Consider the following 11,884-nt stretch of genomic DNA (forward strand, 5'->3'; position numbering starts at 1 on the left):
GTATAAAATGGGAAAAAAGATTAAAAAGATTGCATTAGCTTATTCAGGTGGTTTAGATACATCAATTATCATTCCATGGTTAAAAGAGCAGTATGAAGGTGCAGAGATTATTGGAATATGTACAAATGTTGGACAGGATGAAGATTGGGCTAATATGGAAGCTAAGGCATTAAAAGCTGGTGCATCAAAACTATATATAAAAGATATCAAAGAGGAATTAGCAGCAGAGTATATATTCCCAATGGTTAGAGCTGGAGCAATTTATGAGGGTAAATACCTACTAGGGACCTCTATAGCTAGACCTTTACAATCAAAGCATCAGGTAGAAATGGCATTAGCTGAAGGCTGTGATGCTCTATGTCATGGGTGTACAGGAAAGGGTAATGACCAGGTAAGATTCGAATTAACATATAAGGCTTTAGCTCCTGAGCTAGAAGTAATAGCTCCTTGGAGAGTTTGGGATATTCAATCTAGGGAAGATGCAATCGATTTCGCCAATGAGAGGGGAATCGAGTTAACAGTAACAAAGGAGAAAATTTACTCTAGGGACTGGAATATTTGGCACATGAGTCATGAGGGTGGAGACTTAGAGGATTTATGGAATAGACCAAAAGAGGATATGTTTTTATTAACAAAATCCCCTAAAGATGCACCGGATAAAGAGACAGAAATTATTATAGATTTTGAGAAAGGTATTCCTGTAGGTCTAAATGGGGAAAAAATGTCAGCCTTTTCAATACTACAAACTTTAAACAAGTTAGGACATGATAACGGAATCGGTAGAAAAGATATTGTGGAGACAAGATTAGTTGGAATGAAGAGTAGAGGTGTTTACGAAACTCCAGCTGGAACAATTTTACATGAGGCTATAAGAGATCTAGAGATGGTAACACTAGATAGGGATACCTTAGATCTTAAAAATAAACTTTCCATAGATTACTCTAACCTGGTTTATGCAGGAAAGTGGTATACAACAGCAAGGGAGAGTCTTGAAGCTTTTATGGCTAAAACCTCAGAATTTGTTACAGGTTCTATAAGGGTTGTACTCTATAAAGGTAATGTTTTAATTACAGGAAGAAAGTCAGAATACTCTCTATATCTTGAGGATCTAGCATCATTTGGAGAGTCAAGTTATGACCACAATGACGCGACAGGTTTTATCAATCTCTTTGGATTATCTACAGGTGTTACTGCGATGGTTCATAAGGAGAAAGAGGGAAATAGTGGTCCTGCAGCCGAAATGATAAATATTGCAGCAACTTATCATAAAGAGTAGAAATAAAGTGAACATAGGGCCAGTAAATAACATAGATGCTACTTACTGGCCTTTACTTATTTTAAAACTAAAAGTAAAAAGATTATTTTTTATATAACTTTATAGGTTCAATCTACGATAATATATATATGAGAAGAGTAAATATAAAGACATCTCTAATTTTTTGGGATATTGTAACATTCATAGTTGTTTTTATTTCAACGTATCTCATGTTTGAAGTTGTTATTAAAAATATTATATCAAATTCTAGTAATAGTGATTTCTATGAGAAGTTAGACTCTATTGAAGCTGAGTATTTTAATTCATTCTCCTACCTGGAAAATAAAGAGACCCTTGTCTATTTTGATTATATTGATGATATATTAAACTACAGTGTAGCTTCAGGTATTAATAAAGTAAAATATGATGATAGTATATTTGTAATTCTTACAGACATTGAGGGTATGGAGATAAAATCTGGAAAGAAGAGTGATCCAAACTTTTTAGTCAAAATAGATAATGCACTACGGGATAAAATTAAAACATATGCCTCCCACATTCCTTTAACTCTCCCCCAAGAGGAGTATAACTCTATAATAAATAGATCTCAAAACGAAGAGGATAAAAACTATCTTAAAGGGTTATTTACTATTAATTCAAAAAATGTTTATGAACTATCTAGAATCCCTAATATTAATGATAGGAATCGGTATTTTCAAATATTAGAGGGTAGAGCTTACAAAGCTGATAACAATATTAGTTTTCAAATTGAATTTAATAACCAAGAGTATGTAGTAATTATCGAGTATGCAAAACACGGAATATTAACTAAATCAGAGAAGGAAGTTACATACCCCATATTCATAGTAGCAGATCTAAGTAGTGATTTTTTCTATCTAATTAATAAGGTTAGAAATACATTTTTAGGAATTCTTCTTTTTGTTTTTTTACTAGTTGTTATCATTAAACTAATTACAACTAGTAAAATAACAAAGGAGATTGGTTCTATAAGTAAAATAATTAGTCAGGAAGGGGAAAATATTAGAACCCAAGGGTTAGTAAGAAAGAAGGTAAAAGAGATACACACTGATTTTTCCGAAACATCTACACTTTTTGACTCTTACGCAAACCTACACCAAAGATTAAACACCCTTGGAGAGATTGTCTCAGGAATATCGGATAAAGAGTTATTAACAGCTGTGCTAATGGACTCAAACTCTATTTTAGATCCTCATGAGGAGGAGATGACTGTTCTTTTCCTAGATATTAAAGGCTTTACAACTCTAACAGAGAAGTATCAAGAGAAGGTTTTTACCATTGTTAACTCTATATGGGTAGAAGTAGAAAATGTAGTTGAGGGTAATTATGGTAAGATCAATAAATATATTGGTGATGCCTGTTTAATAATATTCCAGGAAAAAAGGGGTACCAATAACTCCTCTTTCTATGCTTTAAAAAGTGCTATATTAATTCTTGAGAGAGTTGGACAGCTGCAAAAAGAGCTGGAGATAGAGTTTAATTTTAGGGTAGGATTAGACTTTGGAAAAATTGTATATGGTAAAACAGGTACTGAAAATAACTATGAACTAGGTGTTATTGGGGATACTGTAAATACTGCAGCACGATTAGAAGCTATAAACAAACAGTATAAAACAAACCTACTAATGACAGAGACTGTTGTAAATAAAACAAAAAAACAACTAAAATCATTAAACCCCCATCTCTCATTCTATAAGGTTGATAAAGTACGACCTAAAGGTAAAAAAGAACCTAAAGAGTTATATACGATCCTTGGAAATAATGGGAAACAGTCTAGATTCATTGGCTCTTCTTCCTATCTATCTAATAACAGTTTAAATAATATTCAGAACATTATGGATAGTTTTACAAATGGAATAAGCCTTTGGAAGACCTACTATGAAGCTAAGGATAAAAAAGCAAAATCCGAAGCCCACAGATTAGCAATTAATAAGTGGAAGAGTACATTAAAACAGATAAAACAGGCGTATCTAATAGAAGAACTTCCAACTATGGAGAAGTATATATCTAGAATTATTACAATTAATGAGTTAGAAGAGTATAAAGCTAATAAAGATAAATGGTTTAAAAAAGATAATCACGAGATTCAGGAGCCATCTGAAGACTGGATAAAATATGGTTATATTGAGATTGAGAAGTAGGAGGTGAAAATGAAAATTAATACAAATATCCCAATTTTTATTATTCTTACAGTTTTTGTTGCCTCTAACGCTTTATTATATCGTTACCTTAATAATGGATATTTTATAGATAAAACTCCTAAAACCCAGGAAGTTAAGGTAGAAAATGTTATATTTAAACTAATCTCTGCCCACGAAAGAGTTCTACTAAAAAGAAACCAAGAGATTTTACTTGAAGCCCAGAGACTTAGGAACCAAAAGCTAACGATAACAGACTCAGAAGAGCTAAAGGCAATTGAGGCAAAACTAAAGGCATTAGAGCTAGAGTCACAAAATGTTCAGGAACTTGTAAGAAATAGTGAAAATGAAAAGAGAGCTGCTGAGAAAAAAGCTCAAAATGACCAGATACAACTAACAGAACTTATGCAGTCAAATAGCAGAATGGGTGCGGAACTTGAAAATGTAACTACAGAGTTTGAGGAGTATGTAGAGACCATAAAAGAGACCCTAATATCTAATAGCTTCTCAGAGCAGGATTTAAACAGTATAAAAATTGGATTTAGAAATAAAAAAGGCCTTGATTATATTACAGATATGGTTGGTAACATCCAGGAGAATAGGACAATTTTAAGCCGTAATTTTACAAATGATATATTAAGTAGGTCTCAAGAGTATGATGATGGCCTTAAAGTGATTGCAAAACTATTAAATGATACAACCTACAATACTGTATTAGATGATAAGGGATTATTAGACACTGAAAAGTCTATAAATAGACTTAAAAATTCAATTGATAGCTTTATTAAAACAAAAGATAGACTAAGTAATGATAGATTAAATAGAGAGTTAAGTAGACAAGAGAGAGAGATGCTTAGTGACTTAAATCTTCAATTAAAAAATTTAAAAGCACAGGAAGAGATTAGGCTAAAAGAGTCTATAGATAAGCTTTTAGCTGAACAAGAAGCACTTAGATTAAATGAATTAGATTTAGCATCTAAGGATAAAGAGTTAAGTCTTAAAAATCTTGAAGAGAGATTACGACAAGAGTTAAAAGGGAGTGAAACCAAAATTGAAGTAGACTTACCTGTAGCAGATACTCCTCTTAAAACAAAATGGGTATATATCCCTGCTCTATGGCAGTCATCAATTAGCTCATTAGAGTACTTTGGGAAAAAAGTTGACTCTATTGCATGGAGTAGAGAGAGTATATCAGATAATCAAACTATATCTTTTACAGGAGAGTTTGACCCTAAAGGTGAAGTTATGTTTATTCTATATGGTAGTGGTAGGTTTAAGGATTTTTCTAATGGTTATATAATACATATTTTCCATGAGGAAAACAGACAATATAGAGTTGAAGTTAAAACTAATGGATTAGATAGCAGCTCTAAAACTATCTACTCAGAAACATTTAATAGCGATGATAGTTTAAATGGGGAGTATTATATAAAAATCGCCTTAGGGAAATTAAGTATAAGTTTAAATGATATAAATCTATTAACTGACCTTAATTTAGGAAGTAATCTAAGTGGAAGATTTGGCTTTATAAATAGAGAAATTAGCAGTAAAGAGTATAAAATAACCAATATTAAACTCTTTAATATTAGGTAGTGTATCACTTTATAATACTAGCATATAGACATTTATTTTTCAGAGTAATAAACTTCTTATTATAGGAGAAATTATAATATGTCAGTAAATTATGTAAATCTGGATAAATCGGATAATTTTAAAAAATTATTAGAGACACCAGTATGCCAAATTAAAGAGGAACTTAGTTCAGATAGAATTAAGAAATACAGTGCTTCAGCAGGTGCTGGTTTAGTCTATAATTTTGCAGGAAAAAAAGTTAATAATACAATCTTAACACTTCTACAGGGACTAGCTGATGAACAGCAATTAATTGAAAAATATAAATTACTTCTTAATGGAGATGTAATTAATACAGGTGAAAAACGAATGGTTCTTCACCACCATACACGGGGAATGAAACTCGATGATGTTGTCTCTGAAGGTCAAGATATGACAAAGTTCTACGATGGTGAAAAGAAAAAAATATATGACTTTGCAAAAAAAGTTCATAACAAGGAGATCCTAGGATCCACAGGAAAACCATTTGATACTGTGGTTCAAGTTGGGATAGGTGGTTCAGACTTAGGTCCAAGAGCAATCTACCTTGCACTAAAAAACTATAACAAACCAGTTTTAAATGCCCACTTTATTGCAAACGTTGATCCAGATGATGCAAACAATGTTCTAAGTTCTTTAAACTTTGAAACTACACTATTTGTTTTAGTTTCAAAAAGTGGAACAACTCAGGAAACTCTTACAAACCAGAAGTTTGTTTTAAATAAGATGGAGAAGGCTAATATTTCGGGCTTAGTTCCACTAAAACACTTTGTTAGTGTAACATCTGCAACAAGCCCACTAGCTGCAGATACTAACTATCTTTCATCATTTTTTATTGATAATAATATTGGTGGAAGATTCTCAAGTAGTAGTGCTGTTGGAGGTTGTATTTTATCTCTAGCACTAGGTCCTGAAATCTTTGAAAGATTTTTAAGTGGAGCAAGAGAGGCTGATAAGCAAGCATTAAATAGTAATATTTTTGAAAATGCTGCACTATTAGACGCTTTAATTGGTGTTTACGAGAATAATGTATTAAATATGAAAAATACAGCGGTAATCCCATATTCAGAATCTATGTCCCGATTCCCTGCCCACTTACAACAGCTTGATATGGAGAGTAATGGTAAAAGTGTAAATAGATTTGGAGATAGAGTTTCTTACTCTACAGGTGTTTCAATTTTTGGAGAGCCTGGAACAAACTCTCAACACTCCTTCTTCCAATACATACACCAGGCGACATCAATAATTCCTGTACAGTTTATTGGTTTTAGAAAACCACAAATCGATGCAGATATGGAGTACCAAGGGTCAACAAGTGGTAAAAAACTTAATGCAAACCTTGTAGCTCAAATGACTGCAATGGGTGTTGGTAAAGATGATGAGAATAAAAATAAAAACTTTGATGGAGAGAGACCTACATCCCTACTCCATGCAGACCAATTAACACCTGAGACAATGGGTGCAATATTAGCACACTTTGAAAATAAAGTAATGTTCCAAGGTTTTACATGGAATATAAACTCCTTTGATCAAGAGGGAGTACAGTTAGGAAAATTACTAGCTAATAAAGTTCTAAATAACCAAATGGACGACGTTCTAAAAAGTTATGCAGATTTAATGATCTAAAAAGGTGGGAGGGTAAACCTCCCACACTTATGACTAACATCAACATTTCGTTTATCCACAACAACTTAAAGATTATGGTCGACACATAGAAGCTATGATATTTTTATGTATCATAATTTTTAGGAGTCTATATGACAATTAGAGTAAAACTTTTTACCTATGTTATTATATTAAGTGTTTTATTAATGGGAGTATCTTATTTTTCAACTTTCATTTCTATGGACATATTATCTAAGACGGAACATATTTATTCAGATCAGTTTGTAGGTACAAGCCTATTATTAGAGGGAAAAAACAGAATAAATAGTGCAGACCATGAACTTAATTCACTTCTTGCAAAAAACTTGTTACAATTATCAGACTCTAAAGAGAGTCTGAACTCTAAAAACTTAATTGAAGAGCATTTAAAAGATGGTAAGATAGAGATAAATAGTTTTATAAAACTTTATGAAAAATTCAGCATTTTCAACAAAGAGATAGATAGTTTAAAAATTGACATTACAAAATATAATAACCAAATAAATAAAATCATCACAAACATGAATAATGAGACACTATCTCCCCAAGATATAGAAGAGTACAATATTACTTTTAATAAGCTTAATACTAATGTAGAAAAACTCTTAACCTACATAAAAGAACAGGGAGAAGAAAACTATATATCTGTTAGAAGTTATGGAAAAAATCTATTTATAACCTACCACATTATTGCTGCAACTGGAGCAATTCTGGGATTATTCATTTTATTAACAATTAGGAAATCGGTTTTAAAACCTTTAAAAAGACTTAATGAAGAAGTTAAAGAGCTATCCCTTGGTGAGGGTGACTTAACTAAACGTATACCAGTTAACGGAGACGATGAGATGGCTAGCTTAGGTAGTAACCTTAATAGCTTTATTGGCAAAACCGAGTCAATTCTTATAGCTCTTCGCCAATCAATAAACGAGGTTAATACAATAAAAGAGGGTACGGTAAACTCAATTTCAGAAAATAGTGCGGCAACAACAGAGGTTTCCGCTAATACAAACTCAATTGTAAGCCAAGTTACATCCCTTGATAATGAGGTTCAAGATGCGGATATTTCTGTAAAAAGATTAGATAAAAGTGTCGCTCATTTTGATAATCAGGTTATGGATCAAGTAGCAAATGTTGAGCAGACAACAGCTGCGGTAACTCAGATGATAGGCTCAATAAGTAATTTGTCGAATATAGCTAAGGGTAGGAAGCAAGGGGCTGAAAAGTTAGTAGAAAAGATAGTAGAAGGAGACAAAGTAGTACAAAGGTCTGTTTCATCAGTGGAGGATATAAATAAGGATATTGATAGTATCCTAGGTATGGTAAAAATAATTTCTAATATTGCATCACAAACTAATCTTCTTGCTATGAACGCAGCTATAGAAGCCGCCCATGCAGGGGATGCGGGAAAGGGTTTTGCAGTTGTAGCTGATGAGATAAGAAAGCTAGCTGAAACCTCTAGAATACAATCAGAGTCTATAAGTGGTGTTCTATCCCAGACAATAAACAATATAAAAAGAGCCTCGGAGGCGAGTAACTTTACCAATACAATTTACAAAGAGATACAGAATGAGTTTAATATTCTAATAGACGCTTTTACAGAAATATCACAAAACTCCAGTGAACTTGATCTAGGAGGAAAGCAGATTCTTGAAACCATGGAGAACCTTAATAACGGAAGCCAAAAATTGGATTTTGAGTCAAGGGAGTTAAAAAATGTTAATTCCGAGATGGTTTTAGTTGTTGGAAACATTTCACAAATATCACTATCAATAAACGACTCAATAAAAGAGATAAATGTCGGTATAAAGGATATTGCAAATGGAATTGAAGAGGTAAATACTCTATCTGGTAATTTAAATAGATCTATGGAAACAGCAGAAGGTCATCTAGGAAAGTTTCAACTATCAATATAAAAAAAGGGGCTGTTCCAAAAGTAATAATATAACAGCCCCTATATATTAATTATTAGTCATTGATAAGGGCATTCTTGTAGTGGATAAAACATCCTTCCAAATTGGTCCTTTAGGGTCAACAACCTTTCTTTTAGATATAGCAGTTCCAATTGGAACGTGAACTAGGTGATAGTTCCACATACTAATTAAAACCTTAGTCTTCCCAGCCATAGCAGCGTGAACAGCGTTAGTACCAAGTCGGGCACAGTAAAGTGAATCGTTTGGAGTTGCTGCTGCAGCTCTAATCATATAACTTGGATCGATATATTTTAAGTTAGCAGGTAACCCCTTCTTTTTTCTATGTTCAACTATCTTCTGGGCAAGGAAAACCCCAATATCAGCTAGCTTTTTATTTCCAGATTCATCCTTAGCATTAGAGGCTTCTAATAGATCCTGTCCAGCACCTTCGGCGACTAATATAACAGCATGAAAACTTCTCTCAAGTCGTTTATCTAAGGCTTCTAATAGTCCATTTGGCCCATCAAGTTCAAATTTGACCTCAGGGACTAAAACAAAGTTAGCATCATTACTAGCTAATGCTGTATGGGCCGCTATAAAGCCAGATTCTCTTCCCATAACCTTAACTAGGCCGATACCATCTATTGCTCCCTTAGCCTCTGTATGAGCCGAATAAACAGCATTAACAGCTTCAGCAACAGCGGTCTCTACTCCAAAAGACTTTTGAATAAAACTAATATCATTATCTATCGTTTTTGGAACTCCCACAACTGAAATCTTAAGTCCCCGTCTTTTAATCTCGTCAGCTATATAGAGTGCTCCGTGTTGAGTACCATCTCCACCTATAACAAAAAGCATATTTAAATTCATACGCTCAATAGTATCAACTCTAGTCTCTATTGATGGTCCACCCCTAGAAGAACCTAAGATAGTCCCACCCTTAGTATGAATATCATCTACATTTGTAGGGTTTAACTCTTTAAAAGGTAGATTATTATTTGGATCTAAACCTTGATATCCATATCGAATACCAGTAATTCTCCTAACTCCATATTCATACCAAAGAGATCTAACAATAGCTCTAATAACATCATTTAATCCTGGACATAGTCCTCCACAGGTAATAATTCCTGCATGTACATGGTTTGGCTGGAAATAGATATGTCGTCTAGCTCCTGCCTTCTCCATAAGATTACCTTCTACATAATCATCCCTATTATTTTTTGATCCCTCATGATAAATAATATCATACAATACTCTTTCATTATCATTTACAAAGGATGCATGTGCTTCATCCATATTGTTTTTTAAGGGGATAGGGGACTCTATTTTACATTCACCTAATGTTTCTACAGTAAAATCCAATTCTTCCATACCTCATATTGTTATTTTTTTTCATAGTTTTATCAAGCGTAGTTTTACACTTGTTGCACTTACCCACTCTTTTTAAGTAAAATAGGTAATAAAATTGTATTAGGAGTGATAATGAGTAACATTATTTCAATAAAAAATATTCTTTTTGGATATCAAGAAGATAAGGATATATTTAAGGATTTTTCAATTGAAATCCCTGGGGGAGTTACCACATTTATAGGTCAAAATGGAACAGGAAAATCCACTTTAATGCTTCTAGCCGCAGGTAGATTATTGCCAGAAAATGGTCAAGTAAAAATTTTAGATAGGGATACAAAAAATATAACAGATGAGGAAGAGTTAAATAGACTAGCTTCAGTTATATACCAAAATATGGAATTTGATACAGAGGAGACTATTGGAAACTTACTCAAAATAGTTTATCAAAATGGTCATCATTCAGATTCTGTTGATGATAAATTGATTTCCGAAATTGTTGAAGTTATGGAGCTTCAAAACTCCCTAGAGAAAAAAACAAATGCTGCAAGTAAGGGTGAGATGCAGCGAGTAATAATAGCTTTTTCTCTACTTTATGGTTCCCCTATAATACTTATGGATGAGCCAGTATTTGCCCTTGAGAATGACCAAAAGGATAGAGTTTTTAAATATATTACAAGCTATGCACATAAATTTAATAGGCATATTATCTACTCAATTCACGACATAGATATATCAAAGAAGTTTTGTGATAATGTTGTTCTATTTTTTAAAGATGGTAGTGCAAAGGTTGGACCTAAAGAAGAGATATTAACAAGGGAAATGTTAGAAGAAGCCTACCAAGTACCAATGCACCTTCTACATGAGAGAGAAAAATTAAATAGAAAAACCCTTTTGAATAGGGATAAAATGGAAACAGGTCTTACTGGGAAAGTAATTGACTAGGTAACTTTAATACCCCCTGTCTAATAAGTTTATACGGGGTAGAGGTTATATCTATAACAGTAGAAGGCTCTCTACCCTCATAATCACCATCATCAACAATTAAATCTACCTTATTCTCAAACTTATCAATTATATCATTAATTTTCCAAAGATGCTTCTGTCCTGATGTATTAACACTAGTAGAGTATAGTGGACACTCTATATGGGAAACAATATCCTGTAAAAATGGATCAGCAGGTAGTCTATAAGCAATAGTCCCACCTTTTTTAACAGTGGTCACAACAGTTAAAGGTCCTGGCCAATACTGCTCTAGATCCTCTGGAAAAGGAATTACTGATAAATTATTAAACTGTATTACTGATGAAATTAGGTGTAAAAACGGTTTTGCTTCTCCCCTACCCTTTATTGACCTAATAATGGAATCGGTATCTGGGGATTTGCCAAGGATACCATAAATAGTATCACAAGGGACTATTACAACTCCATTATTTTCTAATATATCAATTATCTCTTCAAAACTATCTTCTTTTGAAAGTATCACGCAAAACTCCTATAAAAAGTGATATTACAAAGAGTATAACAGTAAAAAGAGTTGATACAAGGAGAATATAATTAGAATTCTGTTTAAAGATAGGAAGACTATACTGCTGATCAATATCATAAAGAGACTTTTCAACCTTATTATTAAGAATTTTAATCATTTTTTGTCCCGGCTCAACAAACCCTAGTGGTCTAGCAGCAATAGTAAGCCTCTCTTGGTCAGATGTTAATCTAATAATCTCATCTTCAAGTTTCTGCCCCTTAATCTCTAAGCTCTCCACATGGGTTTCAAGATTAGTTTTAAAATAATTTAATGAGGTCATATTGGATAAGCCTGCAGTTCCATTAAACAGTGTAAAAAGGCAAAAAACAACAAAACCAAAATATAGTGCCAATAAAAATTTCTTAATCATAAACTATTTAACGGATTTTATTTCAATTTCTTTATAAAA

At 32.8% G+C, this 11,884-nt stretch carries 9 protein-coding genes; 6 read left to right on the forward strand and 3 right to left on the reverse strand.

Annotation, left to right across the window (positions count from 1 at the left end; genetic code table 11):
* Positions 1-7: 7 nt before the first annotated feature.
* The 5 genes from EW093_RS05945 to EW093_RS05965 all read left to right on the forward strand — a co-directional run bounded on the left by EW093_RS05945 (position 8) and on the right by EW093_RS05965 (position 8,600).
* On the forward strand, positions 8-1,276 hold the full coding sequence (locus tag EW093_RS05945) for an argininosuccinate synthase (protein WP_149567507.1): 1,269 nt from the start codon (positions 8-10) through the stop codon (positions 1,274-1,276).
* Positions 1,277-1,404: 128 nt separating this feature from the next.
* A complete protein-coding gene (locus EW093_RS05950; protein WP_149567508.1) occupies positions 1,405-3,435 on the forward strand; it encodes an adenylate/guanylate cyclase domain-containing protein in 2,031 nt (676 codons plus the stop codon).
* Between the two features lie 9 nt (positions 3,436-3,444).
* On the forward strand, positions 3,445-5,025 hold the full coding sequence (locus EW093_RS05955) for a coiled-coil domain-containing protein (RefSeq protein WP_149567509.1): 1,581 nt from the start codon (positions 3,445-3,447) through the stop codon (positions 5,023-5,025).
* Between the two features lie 78 nt (positions 5,026-5,103).
* Positions 5,104-6,669 carry a glucose-6-phosphate isomerase gene (locus tag EW093_RS05960; RefSeq protein ID WP_149567510.1) on the forward strand — a complete coding sequence of 522 codons (1,566 nt, stop codon included), beginning with the start codon at positions 5,104-5,106 and terminating at the stop codon, positions 6,667-6,669.
* A 131-nt stretch (positions 6,670-6,800) separates the two neighbouring features.
* Complete coding sequence (locus EW093_RS05965) at positions 6,801-8,600, forward strand: methyl-accepting chemotaxis protein (protein WP_149567511.1); 1,800 nt, start codon at positions 6,801-6,803, stop codon at positions 8,598-8,600.
* A gap of 45 nt (positions 8,601-8,645) precedes the next feature.
* Here EW093_RS05965 and EW093_RS05970 read toward each other — a convergent pair whose 3' ends face one another.
* Positions 8,646-9,971: an ATP-dependent 6-phosphofructokinase gene (locus EW093_RS05970; RefSeq protein ID WP_149567512.1), complete on the reverse strand. Its 1,326-nt coding sequence runs from the start codon at positions 9,969-9,971 to the stop codon at positions 8,646-8,648.
* 111 nt (positions 9,972-10,082) lie between these two features.
* Between EW093_RS05970 and EW093_RS05975 the strand changes: the two genes are divergently transcribed.
* Positions 10,083-10,892, forward strand: coding sequence for an ATP-binding cassette domain-containing protein (locus EW093_RS05975; protein ID WP_149567513.1), 810 nt, complete (start codon positions 10,083-10,085; stop codon positions 10,890-10,892).
* Here EW093_RS05975 and EW093_RS05980 read toward each other — a convergent pair.
* The gene (locus tag EW093_RS05980; RefSeq protein WP_149567514.1) at positions 10,870-11,433 is read right to left on the reverse strand and encodes an L-threonylcarbamoyladenylate synthase; all 564 of its coding nucleotides are present in this window, start codon (positions 11,431-11,433) and stop codon (positions 10,870-10,872) included. The genes EW093_RS05975 and EW093_RS05980 overlap by 23 nt on opposite strands.
* Complete coding sequence (locus tag EW093_RS05985) at positions 11,411-11,845, reverse strand: septum formation initiator family protein (RefSeq protein ID WP_149567515.1); 435 nt, start codon at positions 11,843-11,845, stop codon at positions 11,411-11,413. The genes EW093_RS05980 and EW093_RS05985 overlap by 23 nt, the downstream gene beginning before the upstream one ends.
* Positions 11,846-11,884 lie beyond the last annotated feature (39 nt).

The sequence above is a fragment of the Thiospirochaeta perfilievii genome (genome assembly GCF_008329945.1).
Taxonomy (GTDB): domain Bacteria; phylum Spirochaetota; class Spirochaetia; order DSM-2461; family DSM-2461; genus Thiospirochaeta; species Thiospirochaeta perfilievii.

Bases quoted from the DNA above. Each gene is read 5' to 3' on its own strand.
- EW093_RS05945 (WP_149567507.1), top strand. From the start codon at position 8: ATGGGAAAAAAGATTAAAAAGATTGCATTAGCTTATTCAGGTGGTTTA.
- EW093_RS05950 (WP_149567508.1), top strand. From the start codon at position 1,405: ATGAGAAGAGTAAATATAAAGACATCTCTAATTTTTTGGGATATTGTA.
- EW093_RS05955 (WP_149567509.1), top strand. From the start codon at position 3,445: ATGAAAATTAATACAAATATCCCAATTTTTATTATTCTTACAGTTTTT.
- EW093_RS05960 (WP_149567510.1), top strand. From the start codon at position 5,104: ATGTCAGTAAATTATGTAAATCTGGATAAATCGGATAATTTTAAAAAA.
- EW093_RS05965 (WP_149567511.1), top strand. From the start codon at position 6,801: ATGACAATTAGAGTAAAACTTTTTACCTATGTTATTATATTAAGTGTT.
- EW093_RS05970 (WP_149567512.1), bottom strand. From the start codon at position 9,971: ATGGAAGAATTGGATTTTACTGTAGAAACATTAGGTGAATGTAAAATA.
- EW093_RS05975 (WP_149567513.1), top strand. From the start codon at position 10,083: ATGAGTAACATTATTTCAATAAAAAATATTCTTTTTGGATATCAAGAA.
- EW093_RS05985 (WP_149567515.1), bottom strand. From the start codon at position 11,845: ATGATTAAGAAATTTTTATTGGCACTATATTTTGGTTTTGTTGTTTTT.